12 protein-coding genes are annotated in these 21,176 nt (G+C 60.2%); 6 read left to right on the forward strand and 6 right to left on the reverse strand.

Features of this window, described 5'->3' with window-relative positions; all coding sequences use genetic code 11:
- Window positions 1-8 precede the first annotated feature (8 nt).
- A complete protein-coding gene (locus AC0IXS_RS17115; protein ID WP_004884371.1) occupies window positions 9-911 on the reverse strand; it encodes an energy transducer TonB in 903 nt (300 codons plus the stop codon).
- Between the two features lie 219 nt (window positions 912-1,130).
- Window positions 1,131-2,090 carry a glutathione synthase gene (gene gshB / locus AC0IXS_RS17120; RefSeq protein WP_471825244.1) on the reverse strand — a complete coding sequence of 320 codons (960 nt, stop codon included), beginning with the start codon at window positions 2,088-2,090 and terminating at the stop codon, window positions 1,131-1,133.
- A gap of 233 nt (window positions 2,091-2,323) precedes the next feature.
- Between gshB and pilG the strand changes: the two genes are divergently transcribed.
- The 6 genes from pilG to AC0IXS_RS17150 all read left to right on the forward strand — a co-directional run bounded on the left by pilG (window position 2,324) and on the right by AC0IXS_RS17150 (window position 12,317).
- Window positions 2,324-2,734, forward strand: coding sequence for a twitching motility response regulator PilG (pilG, locus tag AC0IXS_RS17125; protein WP_004884369.1), 411 nt, complete (start codon window positions 2,324-2,326; stop codon window positions 2,732-2,734).
- A 47-nt stretch (window positions 2,735-2,781) separates the two neighbouring features.
- Window positions 2,782-3,147, forward strand: a complete 366-nt coding sequence (gene pilH, locus AC0IXS_RS17130; RefSeq protein WP_004884368.1) for a twitching motility response regulator PilH — start codon at window positions 2,782-2,784, stop codon at window positions 3,145-3,147.
- Window positions 3,148-3,161: 14 nt separating this feature from the next.
- Window positions 3,162-3,701: a chemotaxis protein CheW gene (locus AC0IXS_RS17135; RefSeq protein WP_025993546.1), complete on the forward strand. Its 540-nt coding sequence runs from the start codon at window positions 3,162-3,164 to the stop codon at window positions 3,699-3,701.
- Window positions 3,702-3,779: 78 nt separating this feature from the next.
- Window positions 3,780-5,822 (forward strand): methyl-accepting chemotaxis protein, encoded by a 2,043-nt coding sequence (locus tag AC0IXS_RS17140; protein WP_122425821.1) that lies wholly within the window; start codon window positions 3,780-3,782, stop codon window positions 5,820-5,822.
- Between the two features lie 47 nt (window positions 5,823-5,869).
- Window positions 5,870-11,836, forward strand: coding sequence for a hybrid sensor histidine kinase/response regulator (locus AC0IXS_RS17145; RefSeq protein WP_471825248.1), 5,967 nt, complete (start codon window positions 5,870-5,872; stop codon window positions 11,834-11,836).
- Window positions 11,829-12,317, forward strand: a complete 489-nt coding sequence (locus AC0IXS_RS17150) for a chemotaxis protein CheW (RefSeq protein ID WP_122421595.1) — start codon at window positions 11,829-11,831, stop codon at window positions 12,315-12,317. Before AC0IXS_RS17145 ends, AC0IXS_RS17150 begins: the two co-directional genes overlap by 8 nt.
- Window positions 12,318-12,665: 348 nt before the next feature.
- On the opposite strand, the gene AC0IXS_RS17155 is transcribed toward AC0IXS_RS17150, so the two are convergent.
- The 4 genes from AC0IXS_RS17155 to AC0IXS_RS17170 form a co-directional block, all read right to left on the reverse strand.
- Window positions 12,666-13,778: an actin family protein gene (locus AC0IXS_RS17155; RefSeq protein ID WP_122668032.1), complete on the reverse strand. Its 1,113-nt coding sequence runs from the start codon at window positions 13,776-13,778 to the stop codon at window positions 12,666-12,668.
- 471 nt (window positions 13,779-14,249) lie between these two features.
- Window positions 14,250-15,725: a protein adenylyltransferase SelO gene (selO, locus tag AC0IXS_RS17160; RefSeq protein WP_057409798.1), complete on the reverse strand. Its 1,476-nt coding sequence runs from the start codon at window positions 15,723-15,725 to the stop codon at window positions 14,250-14,252.
- A gap of 48 nt (window positions 15,726-15,773) precedes the next feature.
- Window positions 15,774-19,160 carry a mechanosensitive channel MscK gene (mscK, locus tag AC0IXS_RS17165; RefSeq protein ID WP_057409797.1) on the reverse strand — a complete coding sequence of 1,129 codons (3,387 nt, stop codon included), beginning with the start codon at window positions 19,158-19,160 and terminating at the stop codon, window positions 15,774-15,776.
- Window positions 19,161-19,198: 38 nt separating this feature from the next.
- Entirely contained in the window at window positions 19,199-20,941 is a 1,743-nt protein-coding gene (locus AC0IXS_RS17170) for a potassium/proton antiporter (RefSeq protein WP_057409796.1), read from the reverse strand.
- Window positions 20,942-21,176: the final 235 nt, after the last annotated feature.

Here is a 21,176-nt window from a genome sequence, read left to right on the forward strand (position 1 = left end):
AAAAAGCATCAGTTGCTGGAAAGCTTGTCCCCGCGGGCGAATTTCCAGGTGCGAATGATCTCGAGTCGATCGATGTCAGCCAGATCGCCGGTGAACGGCGCAAATGGTGCTGCAAGCCTCACGATTCGCTGCGCTGCCTGATCCAGCAGCGGCTGTCCGGAAGATTCGAGCACCAGCACTTCGTACAGCGAACCGTCGCGATTGATCGAGACCAGTAGCCGCAGGTTTCCGTAGATCTGCTTGCGGCGAGCTTCTTCAGGGTAGTTGAGGTTGCCGACTCGCTCGACTTTCTTGCGCCAGTCATCCTTGTACCAGGCGCCCTTGTCGCGCATGGTCGAAGCCGCGTTCAGGCGATGGATCTTCGGGCGTTTGGCGTACAACTGCTGTTCGGCGGACAGTTCGGCTTCAAGGCTGGCGATTTCGTTGCTCAGTTCGGCGCTGTCGAAGGTCGGCGCGGCCTTGACCGCTGGATCGGGTTTGACCTCTTCGCGCTTGGCGACGGTTTTCTGAGGGCTGGGTGCCGTGGTGGCGACCGCAGTCTTGGGCGCTTCCTGCTTGACCACCGGCTTGCTGGCCGGGGGCGGCGTGACCTTGTTGACCTTGGTGTCCTGGTAGGGCGCGACTTCGGTGGTCTTGAGCGTTTCAGCCTTGTCCAGCGTACCGCTGCCCTGCTGGTCGTCCTGAGCGAGGAAGTCAGCCTGTTTGGGCTTTTCTTCGCTCTTGAAGGTGGCGAGGGTGATTTCCAGGGTCTGCGAGATCTGCTCCGGCTTCACGTAGGTAAAGCCCACGCCGAGAATGATCGCCAGATGGATCAACGCCGCGATCATCATGGTGAAGCCCAGACGATCAGCCGGACGCACGCCGACGTTGGCGAGTTCCAGGGGAAGGTCGTTTCTGGCCATCGATGTCATGAGCGGTTCAGCATCTCGTCAGCCTGCATGTCAAAGTCCGTGTCGTGTTACAGGTGACGCATGATAACGCAATGTGGCTTGAAGCTCCGGTCCGGATCGGACGAAGGGCGTTCAATGCCCGGTATGCCCGGCAGTCCTCGATGTGGAAGGCCCCGCTACGTCAAAGACTTCGCAGCGGGCTTCCCACAATTCGGGATCATTTCAAAGTAAACCCGATAATCATGCAGCACGCGCCTGCAGCTTCTTCTCGATCGCATCCATCAACAGGCCGCCGATGTCAGTGCCGAAAGCGTTGTCGATTTCGCGAATGCAGGTCGGGCTGGTCACGTTGATTTCGGTCAGGTGCTCACCGATCACGTCCAGGCCCACGAACAGCAGACCTTTCTCGCGCAGGGTCGGGCCGATCTGTTCGGCGATCCAGCGGTCCTTTTCGCTCAGCGGACGCGCTTCGCCACGGCCGCCAGCGGCGAGGTTGCCACGGGTTTCGCCGGCTGCCGGAATACGCGCCAGGCAATAAGGAACAGGTTCGCCATCGACCATCAGGATGCGTTTGTCGCCATCCTTTATCGCGGGCAGATAACCCTGCGCCATGATTTGCTGGGTGCCGTGGGCCGTCAGGGTTTCCAGAATGACCGACAGGTTCGGATCGCCCGCACGATGGCGGAAGATCGACGCGCCGCCCATGCCGTCCAGCGGCTTGAGGATCACGTCGCCGTGCTGTTCGGCGAACTCGCGGATGATGTCGGCGCGGCGGCTGACCAGCGTCGGCGGGGTGCATTGCGGGAACAGCGTGGCAAACAGCTTCTCGTTGCAGTCACGCAGGCTCTGCGGCTTGTTGACCACCAGCACGCCAGCGCGCTCGGCCTGCTCCAGCAGGTAAGTCGCGTAGACAAACTCCATGTCGAATGGCGGATCCTTGCGCATCAGGATCACGTCCAGATCGTCCAGGCCTGCGTCGACTTCAGCCTCGAATTCGAACCATTTGCCCGGATCGGCGAACACCTTGAGCGGCTTCATGCGCGCACGGGCCTGACCTGCGTTCTGGTACAGATCCTTCTGCTCCATATAGAACAGCTCCCAGCCACGCGCCTGTGCAGCCAGCAGCATGGCGAGCGAACTGTCCTTTTTATAGGAGATGCGCTCAATGGGGTCCATGACAATCCCTAGGCGAACGCTCATGGGCAATATCCTCTGATCGATAAGGGCCGGTACGGCCGTGAAATTGGCGTCAGGGTGGCGCTCCGAGTGCTCCCGGTCAAGGGGCGGCGCAGTTTATGGATTGAGAGGGAGGAGTGTGCTAAAAAGGCCTCACACCTAGTCTACGATCCTTCCGGATCAGTGAAGCCATACCATCAGGCTCCCAGTGCTTTGCAGTACACGCAAAAATTCGCTGCGGCGATGGAAGAGCAGATATGGAACAGCACCCCACAGCCTTGAAAGTCATGGTCATCGATGACTCGAAGACCATTCGCCGTACCGCCGAAACGCTGCTGAGAAACGTCGGCTGTGAAGTCATCACGGCCATCGACGGTTTCGATGCGCTGGCCAAGATTGCCGATAACCACCCGCGCATCATATTCGTCGATATCATGATGCCGCGTCTGGATGGCTATCAGACCTGTGCCCTGATCAAGAACAATCGAGCGTTCAAGTCCACGCCTGTCATTATGCTGTCCTCCAAGGACGGGCTGTTCGACAAGGCCAGAGGGCGGGCTGTGGGGTCGGATCAGTTTCTGACCAAGCCATTCAGCAAGGAAGAACTGCTCAGCGCGATCAAGGCCCATGTGCCGAGCTTCGTTGCAGTAGAACAACACATACCGTGACGCCCGCGCCCATTGAACGCGTGCTCGCAACCTGACGGGGAACACCCATGGCTCGAATATTGATCGTCGATGACTCGCCGACTGAAATGTACAAACTCACCGGCATGCTGGAAAAGCATGGCCATGAGGTGCTCAAGGCTGAAAACGGCGCGGACGGCGTGGCCCTGGCCCGTCAGGAAAAACCCGACGCCGTGCTCATGGACATCGTGATGCCGGGGCTCAACGGCTTCCAGGCCACGCGTCAGCTGACCAAGGACGCCGACACCGCCATGATTCCGGTGATCATGATCACCACCAAGGATCAGGAAACCGACAAGGTCTGGGGCAAGCGCCAGGGTGCACGCGATTACCTGACCAAGCCGGTGGATGAAGACACCCTGATGAAAACCCTGAACGCGGTGCTGGCCGGCTGACTGCCGGAATCGCCATGGCCGAGCCACGCACAGCCTTTGAAATGCTTCTGGACATCGACCGGCGCTGTCGGTCGCTGGCGGCTGGCCTGCCTTTGCAGGAAGCCCATCAGCAGGACTGGGTCGGTATCGGGTTCAGAATGGGCGAGCAGCGTTTCGTGGCGCCCATTGGCGAGATCGCCGAAATCCTGCACGAGCCACGACACGCCGCCTTGCATGGGGTCAAACCCTGGATCGTGGGCATCGCCAATCTTCGCGGACGACTGTTGCCACTCACCGACCTGTGCGGATTCTTCGGTCAGGAGCTGTCGCCTGTGCGCAAGCAGCGCCGGGTGCTGGTGGTTGAACATCAGGACGCGTTCGCCGGTCTGCTGGTGGACGAGGTCTTCGGCATGCAGCATTTCAGTCAGTTGAGCCTGATTTCCGAAGCGCAGGGCACACTGGATCCGCGTCTGTTGCCGTTTCTGCGCGGGCAGTTCATTCGTGAACAGGCCTGGCTGGTGTTCAGTCCGTGGGCGCTGGTGCAGTCTGCGGAGTTTGTGGATGTGGCGTTCTAGAAGGTCGCAGCGGCTCGCCATGGGCGGACCGGTTTTGTGTCACGAATCGCAGTTGGTCCAGGCGGGGGCCTGATTTAAATGAGTAAGACAGGCAGGTCACTGGAAGGCGCACGCAGCCGTACGCAGATTGTCGTGCTGTTCTTCGCGCTCATCGTGTTCATCATGTTGCTGTTCGCCAACTTCGCTTACCTCAATACTCAGTCGAACTACGACAAGCAGTACATCGGGCATGCCGGAGAGCTGCGCGTGTTGTCCCAGCGCATCGCGAAAAATGCTACCGAAGCGGCTGCAGGCAAGGCCCAGGCCTTCAAGCTGCTGGCCGATGCGCGCAACGACTTCGACCTGCGTTGGGGCTACCTGAGAAAAGGCGATCCCAACACCAGCCTGCCCGCCGCACCGTCATCGATCCGCGACGAACTGCGCAACGTGCAGAACGATTGGGAGGCGCTGCGCAAGAACACCGACGTGATTCTGGCCAGCGAGCAGACCGTGCTGTCGCTGCATCAGGTGGCTGCAACCCTCGCCGAGACCATTCCGCAGTTGCAGGCCGAATACGAAAAGGTTGTCGAGATTCTTCTGCAGAGCAAAGCGCCTGCCGCGCAGGTTGTGGTCGCCCAGCGTCAGGCCTTGTTGGCCGAGCGGATTCTGGGATCGGTCAACACGGTACTTGCGGGTGATGAAACCGCCGTGCAGGCGGCAGATGCCTTTGGCCGTGACGCCAGCCAGTTCGGGCGTGTTCTCAACGGGATGCTGGAAGGCAACGCGACCATGCGCATTGCCCAAGTCGAAGACCGGGATGCGCGGGCGCGGCTGGCCGAAATTGCCGAGCTGTTCGAATTCGTATCCGGCTCGGTGGACGAAATCCTGGAAACCTCGCCGGAGCTGTATCGCGTGCGGGAAGCGTCGGGCAACATCTTCAATACCTCGCAGACCCTGCTGGACGAGACCTCGGTGCTGGCCAACAGTCTGGAAAATCTGGCCAACCGACGCACCGTCAACACCGTGGGCGGCTACGTGCTGGGCCTGCTGGCGCTGATGTCGATCATCCTGATTGCGCTGGTGATGGTTCGCGAAACCAACCGCCAGTTGCGTGAAACTGCACAGAAGAGCGAGCGCAACCAGAACGCGATCATGCGCCTGCTCGATGAAATCGAAAATCTGGCCGATGGCGATCTGACCGTCACCGCCTCGGTAACCGAAGACTTCACCGGTGCCATCGCCGACTCGATCAATTACTCCATCGACCAGTTGCGTGAACTGGTGGTCACCATCAACCTCACGGCAGAGCAGGTGGCCTCGGCGGTCGCCGAAACCCAGGCCACGGCCATGCAGTTGTCCGCAGCTTCCCGGCATCAGGCGTTGCAGATCAGCGCGGCCTCGACTTCGATCAACGACATGGCGGCGTCCATCGATCAGGTGTCGGCCAATGCCTCGGAATCCTCATCGGTGGCCGAGCGTTCGGTGACCATCGCCAACAAGGGCAACGAGGTGGTGCACAACACCATTCGCGGCATGGACAACATTCGTGAGCAGATTCAGGACACGTCCAAACGCATCAAGCGTCTGGGTGAGTCTTCGCAGGAAATCGGCGACATTGTCAGCCTGATCGATGACATTGCCGATCAGACCAACATTCTAGCCCTCAATGCGGCCATTCAGGCGTCCATGGCGGGTGATGCCGGGCGCGGCTTTGCCGTGGTTGCCGACGAAGTCCAGCGGCTCGCCGAGCGTTCGTCTTCGGCCACCAAACAGATCGAGACGTTGGTGCGGGCGATCCAGAACGACACCAACGAGGCGGTCATCTCCATGGAGCAGACCACCAGCGAAGTGGTGCGTGGCGCGCGGCTGGCGCAGGATGCAGGCGTCGCGCTCGAAGAGATCGAAGGCGTGTCCAGAGTGTTGGCCGAGCTGATCGAAAGTATCACCGATGCCGCGCGGCAACAGGCCGAGTCGGCCGGACAGATTTCCCAGACCATGAGCGTGATCCAGCAGACCACCTCACAGACCACCTCGGGCACCGCGGCAACCGCCGAGAGCATTGGCAACCTGGCGAAGATGGCCAGCGAAATGCGTCGTTCGGTGTCGGGTTTCACCTTGCCGCCATCGAAAAAAATCGGATGATGTTCACTCAATGAACGATCTGGACCGGGTAAAGGGCGGTAACTGTCATGGCTGATCGTCACGACTATGTGGCGCTGGAGTGGCTCAAGGGCGAGATCGCCGAGACGCTCACGCAGGCACGTCATGCACTGGACGAATTCATCGAAAACCCTGCGGACGAGGCCGCGATAGCCGAGTGCCTGAACCTTGTGCATCAGGTGCATGGCAGCCTGCAGATGATCGAATTCTACGGCGCAGCGCTGCTGGCCGAGGAAATCGAGCAGTTGGTACTGGCCGTGCAGCAGAAACGCGTCAGCCATCCGATCGAGTCCGAGCAGTTGCTGATTCAGGCCATGACCCAGTTGCCGGTGTACCTGGAGCGCATTCATTCGGCGCGCCGGGATCTGCCTTTGGTGGTCCTGCCGCTGCTCAACGACTTGCGCAGCGCCCGTGGCGAAAGCCTGCTGTCGGAAACCAGCCTGTTCGCTCCGCAACTGGTCGTTGTTCCCGCATTGGACGAGGAAGAACTGGCCCGGCGTAATACATCCGATCTGCCCAACCTGTTGCGCAAGTTGCGTCAGACCCTGCAGGCCGCTTTGGCGGGCCTGATGCGCGAGCAGGGCGTCAAGACGCAACTCGGTTACATGGCCAAGGTATTCGCCCGTCTGGAACAGCTTTGTGAAGATGCGCCACTGGGGCCGCTCTGGCGAATCGCCACGGCACTGGTCGAGACCATGCTCAACGGCAACTTCGCCAACAGCCCGGCACTGCGCAGCCTGCTCAAGGATGCCGACAAGGAACTCAAGCGACTGGCCGAGCAGGGCATCGAAGGTATTAACCAGCCTGCGCCCGAAGAACTGCTGAAAAGTCTGCTGTTCTACATCGCCAAGTCCGACAGCCTTGCGCCGAAGATGCTTGATCTCAAGGATCAGTACGCGCTCGCCGATGCGCTGCCCGGCAACGACGTGGTCAACGAAGAACGCGCCCGCATGGCCGGGCCGGACCGTGACGCCATGCGTTCGGTCATCGTGGCCTTGTGTGAAGGGCTGGTGCGGGTCAAGGAACGGCTGGATGTGTTCGTGCGCGGCGACCGGGAGCACGTCAGCGAGCTGAACCCTTTGCTGCCGCCGTTGCGGCAGATCGCTGACACCCTGGCGGTGCTCGGTTTCGGCCAGCCGCGCAAGGTCATCATCGACCAGCTTGCGGTGGTGCAGGGCATGGCGCATGGGCAGCGCGAGCCCAGTGATGCGGCGTTGATGGACGTGGCGGGTGCCTTGCTGTATGTCGAGTCGACCCTGGCCGGCATGGCGGGCAGTACCGAGCAGGACAGCCGTGAAGACAGCCGTCTGCCGACCACCGACCTGACCCAGATCCACCAGTTGGTGATTCGCGAAGCGCGTGTAGTGCTGCAGCAGGCCAAGGACGTGATTCTGGAGTACATCGACAGTGAGTGGGACCGCCAGCGCCTTGACCCGCTGTGCGCCTTGCTGGTCCAGGTGCGCGGCGCGCTGGCGATGATTCCGCTGGCGCGGGCGGCCAGTCTGCTGGCGGCGTGCAACGAATACATTCAGGAACACCTGCTGGTGGACAAGACGCGTCCCGGCGCGATGCAGCTCGACTCTCTGGCCGACACCATCAGCTGCGTCGAGTACTACCTGGAACGCATGGGCGAAGACCATGAAGCGCCTGGCGACCAGATCCTCGACATGGCGCAGCAGAGTCTGGCCCGGTTGGGCTACACGCCAGCGCCGGACTCTCTGGAAGTGCCGCTGCTCGACGAAGTCATCACCCAGGACGAACTGCTGGCGCTGGACGACCGCAAGGCGCTGGTCAGCCCGACGCAGACCATTGCTCAAGTGCTGGCCAGACCGGTCTCGGCCGTCAATCCGCCGGCCCGTAATGCGCCCACCAGCCTGCTGCCACCGCCCGTCGGTGAAGACGCCGTAGACGATGAACTGCGTGAAGTGTTTCTGGAGGAGGCTGACGAAGTACTGGACGCGCTGCGCGAGTACCTGCCTCGCTGGTTCGCTTCGCTGGGCAAGGGCGATCAGTGGGATGTGGTCGCGCTGACCGAAGTACGCCGTGCCTTTCACACCTTGAAGGGCAGCGGTCGGATGGTGCGGGCGCTGATTCTGAGCGAACTGGCCTGGGCGGTGGAAAACCTGCTGAACCGGGTGCTGGAGGGCGACGTGCCGCCAGCGCTCGACGTCCAGCAGTTGTTGACGGATGTGCTGGCGTTGCTGCCACTGGTCATCAAGGATTATGCCGAAGGGGCGCAGCGTCAGCGCGACGATGTCGACCTGCTCGCGGCCCGCGCTCATGCATTGGCCAACGGCTTGGAGCCGCCTGCGCTGCCGGTGCAGCCGAACGAGCCCAATGTCGAAGTCATCGATCCGCAATTGCTGGAGATATTCCGTCAGGAAGCCCTCGGGCACCTGGGCACGCTGGATCGCTTCCTTGAAAGCGCCGAACAGTCATCGTCGCCCTCGATCAGCGACAGCCTGTTGCGTGCCTTGCATACCCTCAAGGGCAGCGCACACATGGCGGGCGTTTTGCCGATAGCCGAACTGGCCAGCCCGCTGGATCAACTGGTGCGCGAGTACAAAGCCAACCTGATCGCCATCGGCATGCCCGAAATCCGTCTGCTGCGCAGCGCCGAGCCGCTGTTGCGCAAGGGGCTGGAGCAACTGGACAGCCAGCCGCTGGCACCGATTCCCGGTGCGCCTGCCCTGATCGAGGCCGCCTGCGCGCTGCTCAATGACCGTCTGACCGCTGCCCTGCGAGAGTCGGACAACGGCCTGCGTATCAAGCGCAATCCCAAGCTGATTGCCAGCTTCCTCGCCGAAGGCATGGACATCGTGCTGGATGCGGAAAACCTGTTGCGACGCTGGCGTGAACATCCCGGCGAGCGACAGGAGCTCAGTGCGCTGCTCGATGAGCTGACCACCTTGGGTCATGGCGCGCATCTGGCTGATCTGCCACAGGTCGATGAGCTGTGTGAAGCCTTGCTCGATCTGTATGGGGCAGTGGAAGAAAGCAGTCTGGCGGTCAGCGATCAGTTCTTCGACGATGCCGAGCGGGCTCACGAAGCGCTGATCAATATGCTCGATCAGGTCGCGGCCGGGCAGGACGTCGACCCGCGTCCCGAATGCGTGCGGGCCTTGCATGAACTGCTCGAACAGGCGCTTGACCCTTCCGCGACCGGGCTGATCAAGAGCGATGGGCACCGCACGCTGAGTGTCACTGAACTCAATGCTGCCACCGCACAGATGGCCAGCGAGGCTCCGCAATCCGAAGCGGCGAGTCTGGACGACGAAATTGTCGAAATATTTCTCGAGGAAGCCGTCGATATCCTCGACAGTGCAGGGCAAGCCCTGCAGCGCTGGCTGGACGAGCCGGAAAACCCGTTGCCGCTGTCTTCGTTGCAGCGCGATCTGCACACCCTGAAAGGCGGTGCGCGAATGGCAGAAGTCGCCGAAGTGGGCGATCTGGCCCATGAGCTGGAGAACCTTTACGAGGGGCTGATCGACCGGCGCTTCAACCATTCGCCGCAACTGGCCGAACTGCTTCTCAAGAGCCACGACGAATTGGCGATCATGCTGGAACAGTTGTTTCGGCAGGAAGCGCTCAGCGCCCCGGCGCCGCTGATCGACGCGTTGATTCAGTGTCGTAACGGTGAGGCCAGCGAGCCCGAGCCGGTTGTGCCAACGAAACACATTGATGAGCCGCAGGAACGCGATACCGAACTGCTGGAAATCTTCCTCGAAGAAGGTTTCGACTTGCTGGAAAGCTCCGGCGCATCCCTGTCGCGCTGGCAGGCTGACCCGCAGAACACCCTGGAAGTCGAGAACCTGCTGCGTGATCTGCATACGCTGAAGGGCGGGGCGCGCATGGTCGAGATCGCCCCCATCGGTGACCTCGCCCATGAGCTCGAAACCCTCTATGAAGGGTTGTCGTCAGGTGTCATGCAGGCTGATCCGCTGATGATGAGCCTGCTGCAGAGCGGCCATGACGTGCTGGCCGACATGCTCGATGCCGTGCGGACCGAAAAACCGCTGCCGGATGCGACTCTCCTGATTCAAAACATTCAGAACCTCGCCAGTCAGGAGCCCGGACAGCGGCTGCCGCTGGTGAACGCGCGCGAGCCGGAACCCGTGGCTGCACCAGCGGCCGCAGTGGATGCCGAGTCCGAGCGCAACGTGCCGGAGACGATCAAGGTGCCGGCCGAGCAGCTGGAGAATCTGGTCAACCTGGCGGGCGAGACCTCGATCTTTCGGGGGCGCATCGAACAGCAGATGCTCGACGCTCAGGTCGCGCTGGTGGAGATGGAAACGACCATCGAGCGGATGCGCGATCAGTTGCGACGTCTGGACATGGAAACTCAGGGTCGCATCCTCAGCCGCGAGCAGGTGCAGGCCGAACGCCTTGGCTACGAAGAATTCGATCCCCTGGAAATGGACCGCCACTCCCAGTTGCAGCAGCTGTCCCGCGCGCTGTTCGAGTCGGCATCCGACCTGATGGACCTCAAGGAAACCCTCGGCGCACGCACGCGTGACGCCGAAATGCTGTTGTCGCAGCAGGCACGGGTCAACACTCAATTGCAGGAAGGCCTGATGCGTACGCGCATGGTGCCTTTCGAGCGCATGGTCCCGCGTTTGCGACGTGTCGTGCGGCAGGTTGCGACTCAGTTGAACAAGAAGGTGCAGTTCGAGGTGGCCAACGCCGACGGCGAGATGGACCGTAATGTGCTGGAACGGATGGTCGCGCCGCTTGAGCACATGCTGCGCAACGCGGTCGATCACGGGCTGGAAAGCACTGAACGGCGTCTCGCCGCGGGCAAGCCCGAGCAGGGGCTGATCACGCTGGAGCTGATGCACGAGGGCGGCGACATCCTGATCGAGCTCAGCGATGACGGGTCGGGTGTCGATCTGGCCGCTGTGCGACGCAAGGCGATCAAGCGCGGCATGATCCACCCCGATGCCGATCTGGCCGATCACGAGGTTCTGCCGTTCATCCTGCAGGCCGGATTCTCCACGACGGAAATCATCACGCAGATTTCCGGACGTGGCGTGGGCATGGACGTGGTGCACGCCGAGGTCAAGCAATTGGGCGGATCGATGGTGATCGACTCGACGCCGGGCAAGGGCACTCGCTTCAGGATTCGCCTGCCATTCTCGGTCTCGGTCAATCGCGCGCTGATGGTCACCTGCGGCGAAGAACAGTACGCCGTGCCGCTGAACACCGTCGATGGCATCGTGCGGGTCATGCCCAATGAACTGGACACCTGCTACCAGACCAGCCCGCCGCGCTATCAGTACGGCGGACGCAGCTATGAATTGCGCTATCTGGGTGAACTGATCGACAACAGCCCGCCACGCCTTGTCGGCCAGCTCGAGCCGCTGCCGGTGCTGCTTGTGCATCTGCAGGACCAGTGGGTGGCCGTGCAGGTCGATGCGCTGGCCGGCTCGCGGGAAATCGTGGTCAAGAACCTCGGCCCGCAATTCGCCAGGGTTCAGGGCATTTCCGGCGCAACCATTCTGGGCGATGGTCGTGTGGTGCTGATTCTCGACCTGATGGCGCAGATTCGTACCTTGCAGGGACGCCTGCACAGACCGGCAACTGACGGACCGGTGCAGACATTCCATGAGATCGAACAGGCCAGGCCGCTGCTGGTCATGGTGGTGGACGACTCGGTCACGGTACGCAAGGTGACCGGCCGACTGCTGGAACGCCACGGCATGCACGTGCTCACGGCGAAGGACGGTGTCGACGCCATGAGCCTGCTTCAGGAACACACCCCGGACATCATGCTGCTGGACATCGAGATGCCGCGCATGGACGGCTTCGAAGTGGCCAGTCAGATCCGTCACGACGAGCAGCTCAAGGATTTGCCGATCATCATGATCACCTCACGCTCCGGCCAGAAACACCGCGACCGCGCCATGGCGATTGGCGTCAACGAGTACCTGAGCAAGCCGTATCAAGAGAGCGTGTTGCTGGACAGCATCGCCTATTGGAGTCAGGTTAATGTCTGAAAGTACGTTCCAGACCAGCCGTCTGACCAGTCTCACCGGCCTGCTGTTGCCCTTGAGCGACCGCCACCTGTTGCTGCCCAATGTGGCCGTTGCAGAACTCATCGACTATCAGGACTGCAGCGCCGAGCCGGGCGCGCCCGAGTGGTACCTGGGGCCTATCAGCTGGCGTGAACTGACCTTGCCGCTGCTCAGTTTCGAAGCCGCCTGTGGGGGGCGCACCCGGGTCGGCGGCCGTGCCCGCATCGTCGTACTCAACGCGCTCGGCGCCCGCCACGACGTCCGGTTCATTGCCCTGCTGACCCAGGGCATTCCGCGCTCCTGCAAGGTCGACAGCCAGTTGAGCTACGTCGACGTGCCCCTTACCGAGCTGGAACTGGCAGCGGTGCAGGTCGGTGACACCGTCGCCCGTATTCCCGATCTGGAAGGGCTGGAGCAATGGCTGGTCGATGCGGGGCTTGCCAATCCATCTTCGCGCGGCTGAAAGCGGACGCAGAGTGTCCTGGGCGGCATTCCCACGCGGAGCGTAGGAACGATCATTACTCGATATTGATCGTGCCCTTGCTCCGCGCTCATCGTTACACACAAGTCCGCCCCAACACTGATCGTTCCCACTTCACTCCGCGAGGGCATGCCGCCCATGACGCTCCGCGTCACTTCTTGCACCTTGTGCGGATCACGACGAACAGCTGATTTCCAGATGCTTGCCCCCGTCTGGTGGGCGCTGGGCGTAGCGGTCCATGTCGGGTTGTCAGGTACAAAGCACGCCGTGAAGGCGTGCGGCCTTTATAACGTTCTGTGCCAAGCGGTCGAGCAGGGTTTTCAAACCCTATCAAAAGCACTTTCTATGGACAATGCTTGGGCCGCTTTCGTCATACTCATGCCTGGTAATCCACATTTCCTGAAAGGTGGGGTTGTCTGTCAATACGGATCCTCCGAGCCAGCTTAAGTACGTACATTCAATTGGCGCAGTAACCTTGACTTCTGTTGTAGTGGGTACTAGCGCTGAAAGTTCCGTTTGCAACCTGTTACCCAGCTTCTCAAAAGCTGCTGAGCCGCCACTCAGCACAATATTGCTCCACAGATCCTTTTGGATATCTGCGTCGCACTTGGTAATGCTTTGGTGGATGAGGTTTTGGATGCCGCCTGAGCCTTTGCCGGCGAGAGAAGGCCGAAATAAAGCTTCCGCACAATGAAAGTCCTTTGCTACGAATATGTCTTCATGGTCTGGCAAGCTGTATGTTTTTTCAAAAAGACCAACCCCTGTTTGGGCAACTCTGTCAGCGGTCAGTGCGGCACAACTTAACTTTTCCTTGAAGTATCGGGCTACTGAGATACGTTCATTCAACGCGATTGAGTCAAGTGATGATTTTGATAAGCGCTCTGCCAATGTTTCAGTTAGGTGGCGTCCACCGGTATTGAGTTTAAGCGTCGCATGAGGCAACACATATCCTTCGTAAATTGGCGCTGCACAAATGACGCTGTCGCCCACGTCCAGAACGAAACCGGTTGTTCTTCCGGTTGCATATAGGCTGAGGACTGCATTGCTCGAGGTGTAAAAGGCGGGGCAGTTGAATGTCTCAAACATGACTTGAGTCATTTTTTCTCGGTTGGCTTTTGGGTTAAGCGGAAGCTCCGTTAATAGTGTTGGGTGATTTTCTAGACTGATTTTCAAAATGTCATTAAATGCATGATGGATGAATTTTTCGAAGTCATCCCACTCGGTTACAAGGCCGAGCGACATCGGGTAGCTGAGATTTAAACTTTCTCTCTTGGTAATTGCTTCTTCACCCACGTATACAGTCGTCTGGTTTGCGCCAGATTTAGGTTTTCCTATAACAGTAGGGATCATGGCCCGTGGTGTCTTCTCACCGACAAAGCCTATTTTTGTTATGGCGCTGCCCATGTCTATAACGACTGCTTTACCGTTGATTTTATCATCCATGATGTATTGCTCCTGCTGTGTGATGTACGTCAGAATTTCCATGATCTTATATTGATATGTCAGCTTATTGTGCGAGGCATGCGTCCGCATTCATTGCAAGCAGCCTTGAACTATAATTTTAGTTGCGGGCCATCTCACTTGCCAATGCAGCCCGTCGCACGGAAGATGTGTCTATATCTCTGATGCCATATCGTCTTGCATAGGAAAGACAAGCATGCTCGCATACACGCTTTCGTACTAGGACTTAACGGCTGGTTTGATGCTACCGCCGAACGGCCGACGAAGAACAGAGCGCTTTTGCTGACCCAGCTAGGTCGAAGGTCTTTCGCGCTGCTGAAAGCGGACGCGGAGCGTCCTGGGCGGCATTCCCACGCGGAGCGTAGGAACGATCATTCCCGATATTGATCGTGCCCATCGCGCGTGGGCATGCATCCCGTGACGCTCCGCGTCACTTCTTGCGATTTGCGCGGATCACGACGAACAGCTGATCTCAAGATGCTTGCCCCAGTCCGGTGGGCGCTGGGCGTAGCGGTCCATGTCGGGTTGTTCGGTGAAGGGGTTGCAGAGCACTTCGTGCAGGCGGCGGACTTCTTCGTAGTCGCCTTGTTCGGCGGCTTGAATCGCGTTTTGTGCAAGGTAGTTGCGCAGGATGTAGAGCGGATTGACTGCGTGCATGCGGGTTTTGCGTTCGTCTTCCGAGGTGCTTTCTTCCTGGGCGATGCGCGCCAGATAGGTCTCCCCCCAGCTGTCGAAGCCCTTGATGTCGACGAAGTCGTCACGCAGAACACGTAAGGCTTCGGCTGCCGGTGCATCGCCCAGTCTACGGAAGAACAGCGTGTAATCGACGCTACTGTTCTGCATCAGTTGCAGCAGGCGGCTGATCAGTATGTCGTCCTGTTCGTCGTCCTGCTCGTTGGCTTGAGTCAGGCCGAGGCGACGGCGCATCAGGTCTCTGTAGTGCGCCTGATACAGCGGCAGGAACAGACCAATGGTTTCGCGCAACGCGTCCACGCTGATGAATGGCGTCAGGGCCTGGGCCAGTGCGCTGAGGTTCCATTGCGCAATGGGCACCTGATTGCTGAAGGAGTAGCGGCCTTCGTGATCAGAATGGTTGCAGATGAAGTGCTGATCGAAATCGTCCAGAAACGCGAACGGCCCGAAGTCAAAAGTGATGCCCAGAATCGACATGTTGTCGGTGTTCATCACGCCATGGCAGAAACCATAGGCCTGCCATTTGGCGATCAGTTCGGCGTTGCGCTCGACGATTTCCCGGAACATCGCCAGATACGGCTCGGGCTGTTCCTGGCACTGCGGGTAGTGCATCGTCAGTACATGCTCGGCCAGTTGCTTCAACTGCTCCGGCTGCTTGGTGTAGTAGAAGTATTCAAGACTGCCGAAGCGCACATGGCTGTGAGCAAGACGCAGGACCGTCGCGGCGCGTTCCTCGGTTTCCCGCCAGACGGGCGTGCTGGAGCCGATCACACAGGCGGCGCGGCTGCTGGGAATGCCCAGCGCATGCAGGGCTTCGGAGGCCAGAAATTCGCGGATCGAAGAGCGCAGCACCGCGCGACCATCGCCCATACGCGAATACGGCGTCTGTCCGGCGCCTTTAAGGTGCAGGTCCCAGTGCTCGCCTGCATCGTTGTAGACCTCGCCCAGCAACAGCCCACGCCCATCGCCCAGGCGCGGGTTGTACGAACCGAACTGATGGCCGGAATAGACCATCGCCCGCGGCTCGGCTTCCTGCCAGAGCTTGTGTCCGGCAAAGATTTCCGCAAATAGAGACGTTTCGGCCTGGCTCGCCTCAAGGTCCAGCAAGGACAGTGCGGCCTTGCTGGCGACCACAAGACGCGGTTCGGCGATGGGTTCAGGCAGGACTGAGGTGGAGAACGCATCGCCCAGGCGGGCGAAGCGGTTGTCGAAGACGAGTTCGTCGAGGGCTTTCACAGGCCATCTCCAGCAAAATGTGAGGGCATTCTGCTGGGGTTGACCCGATCAGTCGAGCCTGAGTTCAGGCGGTTCTGGCGCATCCTTGGTGGCGGGCGCCACTTTGGTGTTGACCGGCGGTGTGGCCTTCTCGGTCGGCAGCACGGTCTTTTCCTCGGCGTCCACGGGCACCATCTTGTATTCCTTGCCCTGGGTGTTCTTGAGGTAGATCTCCATCTGGCGGAACGAGATGTTGATTTTCTGCTTCTTGAACTCGCGGTTGATGAACCGGTTGATCTCGTCCAGCACCGGGTTGCGGTCGCCCAGATCGCGAACGTGCATGCGCAGTTCGTGGTCCAGCGTGCTTTCGCCGAAATTCAGGAAGTAGACGATCGGTTCCGGCTCTTTCAGGACCCGAGGGTTCTCACGGGCCGCCTGCAACAGCAGGTCGCGAACCAGCTCCAGGTCCGAGCCGTAGTCCACGCCGAGCTTGAGGGTCACGCGGGTGATGGTGTCGGTCAGCGACCAGTTGATGAGCTGGCCGGTGATGAACGTCTTGTTCGGGACGATGATGTCCTTGCGGTCGAAGTCGGTGATGGTCGTGGCACGAATACGGATCTTGCTGACCGTACCCGACAGATTGCCGATGGTGATGGTGTCGCCGATCCGCACCGGACGTTCGAACAGGATCATGATGCCGGAGATGAAGTTGGCGAAGATCTCCTGCATGCCGAAGCCGAGGCCGACCGACAGCGCTGCCACCAGCCACTGCAACTTGTCCCAGCTCACGCCGAGGGTCGAGAGCGTGGTGACGAAACCGATCCCGGCGATGGCGTAGGACAACAGTGTCGTCGTCGCATAGGCACTGCCCTGCGCCAGATTCAGGCGTGACAGCACCAGCACTTCCAGCAGACCGGGCAAGTTACCCGCGAGCACAAAGGTGATGGCGATGATCACCACCGCGCCGATGAAATCGCCCAGGCTGATTGGCACCATGCTCATGTTGGCACCGGTGCCGCTGGTGTACTCGTAGAGGGTGATGTTGTCGAGGTAGGCGAATACCGTGATCAGGTCGGCCCAGACCAGATACAGCGCGCCGATGAAGCCGCCCAGCAAGGCCAGACGAATCAGACGCAGCGATTGCTGGTTGACCTGTTCGATGTCCAATTTGGGTTCTTCGACCGGTGTATCGCTGTCGCCGTTTTCGCGAGCAGCCTGACGTTTGGCCAGAGCGCGCTGGTAGGCCAGACGGCGTGCCGCCACACCCAGACCGCGCACGAAGGTGGCTTCCACCACCAGCCAAAGCATGAGCAGGTACAGCGTGTCGATCAGTCGGTCGCTGAGCTTGAGTGCGGTGTAGTAGTAGCCGAAGCAAACCGCCACGAACAGGGCGACGGGCAGTGCGGTAAACGCCATGCCCACGGCTTTGCGAAACAGCGACGCGTTGTGGTGGGTCGGGCTTGAAACCAGCAGGCGTCCCAGCAGCCATGCCATCAGTGCGTAGCAGGTGAGTACCACGCCAATCCCCAGCACGTCGTCGGCCAGGGCGGCAGGCTGATGTTCGGCGACCGCTACAACGGCGACCAGCGCCAGTACCACCAGCCCGAGGCGACGGACCCAGCCACGCAGGAATTCGACCTGAGCCGTTTCCCAGCGGAAATGCAGTTGCGCAACGCCCGATGGCGCAAGTACGCGATAGGCGGTGTAGAACACCAGCCAGGCCAAAGCGATCTGCAGCAGCGCTTCGCCGAGATTGGCGTTCTGCCCGCGCGCATCGATCTGCAGTGCATAGCCGCACAGGGCCAGGCCCAAGGCGACAGGCATGGCCAGCAGCACGTTGATCAGCAAGGCCAGCGGGGTTTTCCATTGGCTGTCACGCTTGAAGTGGCCGATGTCGGCGTGCAGGCGGTTCAGACGCTGATACAGCGCCTTGCGTCGCCAGGTCAGCACACCGATCAGCAACAGCAGCGGCAGGAACAGCAGAGGACGCTGCGTCAGGCCATCCGACAGTTCGCTGAGGCTGGACGTCCAGGGCAGGGTGGCGACCTGTTTTTCAAGGCGCGGCCAGATGTTCTGGAACCACTCGATGTCCAGCGGCTTGTTGCTGGGAATCCAGAACATCTGCTCGTCCAGCGTGGAGCGCAGGCCGATGGCGGTGCTGGTCAGCTGTTTCTGGTTCAGTTGCAGGGTGATGGATTCGTTGAGCAGCGCACTGAGTTCACGGTTCAGGCGCTCAAGCAAATCGCTGCGGGTGATTGCCAGGTCCAGCAACGTCCGGCGCAACTGCGGCGTTACGTTTTCCGGTGGCTGCGTGGTGAGCAGTTTTTCGACATACGCCGTTGGCGTGCTCATCTGCTCGCGTTTCTGGTTGATTTCGAACTGATACAGACGAATGTTGGCGATTTCGTCTGCCAGCCCCTTGTCCAGCTCCAGATGCGGCAACGACTGTTTCTGTTTGTAGAGAATCTTGGACAACAACAGGCTGCCGCTGAGGACGTTGATCTGCTCGCTCAGCGCCTGATCGGTCTGGGTCAGGTTGTCCAGTTGCTGCTTGGTCTTGAGGTTCTGCTGGGTCAGTTCGTTGAGGCGGTCGGTGCCGCGCAGCAGGTAGTCGGACAGCTGCAGGTTGTAGGCGCTTTCGGTCGCCAGCAGGCTGCTGCCACCGGACTTCTGGGCTTCAAGGGACAGGTCGGCCACGGTTTTCTGCGACTGGGCACGACGCTTGTCGTTGATCAGGGTCTGCAGGTCCTGGATTTCCTGTTCCTGACGCGTAACCTTCTCGGTGAGCAAGTCATGCTGGCTGTTGCCCAGGTCTTGCAACTGGCTGTTGCCGGCCAGTTCCTGACGGCGCAACAGGTTCAGGGCATTGATCGACGCCAGCTCGGCGTTGAGCAGGTTGCGCTGATCGGTGCTGAGGGCCTTGCCGTTGTCCTTGCCCAGCTTGAGGATCGCATTGATCTGCTGGATGCGGTTCTGGTTGGCGCTGATTTCCGCCTGGGCACGCTCAGGGCGGGTCTGGGCGGTAATGCTCAGGCTGTTGGCGTCATTGAGTTCTTTCTGCAGATCGCTCTGCTGGGTGCTGCGCTGGCTGAGCATCTGCTCCAGCTGCGGCACATCAAGGCCGCCGTAGCGCTGTGCAATCGGTACGATTTTGCTTTCCTTCAGGCGACTCAGCTCACGCTGGTTCTCGACGGTCTGTTTGGGCGCCTGATTGAGTTGCTGCTTGAGTGCGGTCAGCTTCTGCTCGCTGTCCTGCTTGCTGGCCAGGAACGCCAGGGTTTGCTCGAGCACCTGTTGCAGCGCTTTCTGGTCGGCGTCCGGCAGTTTGCGGTCAGCGATCTTGTCCAGACTTTGCTGCACGGCCTGACTGGTGGGCGGGTCGGCAGCAAGGGCGGGGAAGGTGGAAAGACTAAGCGTAAACAGTGCGGCAGCACAAAAAGAGCGCAGGGAAAACATAGACACCGGTCGCGTGATGGTACGTGTGGGTAGGCAGTTTAAAGGAACAATCCGGGACCCGGGCGGCTTCCTTCGGGGAATTTGACGCCCACTTTCTGGATCTTGTTCCCGTCCATGACGGCAACTGTCCAAATAGTTCCATTCCATTCGATCTGGTCGCCCACAATCGGCTCGCCGCGATTCTTCTGCACGATGAACTGGCTGAGCGGCATTCCGGGGTCGATGCCGTCGAGTTTCAAGCCGTAGAGCGCTGCCACATCGCCCAACTGCGCATCACCTTCGAGCACGAAGTCGCCGAAGAAACGCAGGTCCAGGCCACGTTGCGGAGCCTGGCTGAACAGTTTGCCCAGTGCGGACAGGTCATGCTCGTGGCCGATCACGCAGAGCAGATCGCCGACTTCCAGCGTGGTACTGCCGGACGGGTGAAGCAGTTGCTGGCCGCGGAACAGGGCCGCGATACGGGTGCCTTCGGGCATCTTCAATTCACGCAGCGCCGCGCCGATACACCATTTCTCTGCACCCAGGCGATAGACGAACAGCTCCCACTCGCTGGTCGCGTGGACTTCAAGGGCGGCGCGGGAGATAGGTGCAGGATCAGGCGGAACTGTCACTTTCAGCAGTTTTGCCATCCACGGCAGGCTGGTGCCTTGCAGCAGCAGCGAGACCAGCACGATGAAGAAGGCGAGGTTGAAGTAGAGTTGGGCATTGGGCAAACCGGCCATCAACGGGAACACCGCCAGAATGATCGGTACCGCACCACGCAGGCCGACCCAGGCGATGAACGCTTTTTCGCGACCATGAAACGCCTTGAACGGCAGCAGGCCGACCATGACCGACAAGGGTCGCGCCACCAGAATCATCCACAGCGCCAGACCCAGCGCCGGAACGGCGATAGGCAGCAGGTCGTGAGGTGTAACCAGCAGACCCAGCACCAGAAACATGCCGATCTGCGCCAGCCAGGCCATGCCGTCGAGCATGTGCAGAATGCCGTGGCGACTGCGAATCGGGCGGTTGCCCAGCACCAGACCGCACAGGTAGACCGCCAGGAAGCCGCTGCCGTGAATGGCGTTGGTCAGGGCAAAGATCGCCAGACCGCCTGCGATCACCAGAATCGGGTACAGGCCGGCTGCCAGATTGATGCGATTGACCAGTTGCAGCATGATCCAGCCACCGCCCAGACCAATGATGCCGCCGATACCGAATTCCTGAATCAAATGCCCCAGCAGGCCCCAGTGCAAACCGGTCTGGCCGCTGGCAAGCATGCCGATCAGGGTCACGGTCAGGAATACCGCCATCGGGTCGTTGCTGCCGGACTCGATTTCCAGCGTGGCCGTGACCCGCTCGTTCAGGCCTTTGCCGCCCAGCAGCGAGAACACCGCAGCAGCGTCGGTCGAGCCGACAATGGCGCCGATCAGCAGGCCCTGGATCATGTTCAGGTTGAACAGCCAGGCCGCGACCATGCCAGTCAGCACCGTGGTGATTAATACGCCAACCGTGGCCAGCGACAGGGCCGGCCAAAGCGCCACCCGGAAACTCGCCACCCGGGTTCGCAGGCCGCCGTCGAGCAGGATGACGGCCAGTGCGAGGTTGCCGACCAGATAGGCCGTTGCATAGTTGTCGAAGATGATGCCGCCGCCGTCGACACCCGCCACCATGCCTACCGCGAGGATGATGACCAGAATCGGAATGCCGAGGCGTGAGGAAAGGGAGCTGACCAGAATGCTCGCCGTTACCAGCAACGCGCCGATCAGGAACAGGCTGTTGATGGTTACTGCATCCAAGGGCGGTACTCCATAGAAAACGAATCAAAAACGTTGAGAGCGAAAACTGACCATGCAGTCCGCATGCCAAGGGATTCTAACCTGTTGAAATGGCTGACTGTCAAAGTTTTGCGGATTAATACACAGCGTACCGATGTCCGTGCCGCTACCGGTGCGTCTGCTTTATTCATGTCGTAACTATTTAGGGTCGATCCGCCCTCTGGATCTGATCACGTATGGCTTCCATCCCTGAAGG

It is taken from the genome of Pseudomonas sp. AC016, from assembly GCF_979253365.1.

Excerpts from the sequence above, each read along its gene's own strand:
- AC0IXS_RS17115 (WP_004884371.1), bottom strand. The coding sequence starts at position 911 with ATGACATCGATGGCCAGAAACGACCTTCCCCTGGAACTCGCCAACGTC.
- gshB (WP_471825244.1), bottom strand. The coding sequence starts at position 2,090 with ATGAGCGTTCGCCTAGGGATTGTCATGGACCCCATTGAGCGCATCTCC.
- pilG (WP_004884369.1), top strand. The coding sequence starts at position 2,324 with ATGGAACAGCACCCCACAGCCTTGAAAGTCATGGTCATCGATGACTCG.
- pilH (WP_004884368.1), top strand. The coding sequence starts at position 2,782 with ATGGCTCGAATATTGATCGTCGATGACTCGCCGACTGAAATGTACAAA.
- AC0IXS_RS17135 (WP_025993546.1), top strand. The coding sequence starts at position 3,162 with ATGGCCGAGCCACGCACAGCCTTTGAAATGCTTCTGGACATCGACCGG.
- AC0IXS_RS17140 (WP_122425821.1), top strand. The coding sequence starts at position 3,780 with ATGAGTAAGACAGGCAGGTCACTGGAAGGCGCACGCAGCCGTACGCAG.
- AC0IXS_RS17145 (WP_471825248.1), top strand. The coding sequence starts at position 5,870 with ATGGCTGATCGTCACGACTATGTGGCGCTGGAGTGGCTCAAGGGCGAG.
- AC0IXS_RS17150 (WP_122421595.1), top strand. The coding sequence starts at position 11,829 with ATGTCTGAAAGTACGTTCCAGACCAGCCGTCTGACCAGTCTCACCGGC.
- AC0IXS_RS17155 (WP_122668032.1), bottom strand. The coding sequence starts at position 13,778 with ATGGATGATAAAATCAACGGTAAAGCAGTCGTTATAGACATGGGCAGC.
- mscK (WP_057409797.1), bottom strand. The coding sequence starts at position 19,160 with ATGTTTTCCCTGCGCTCTTTTTGTGCTGCCGCACTGTTTACGCTTAGT.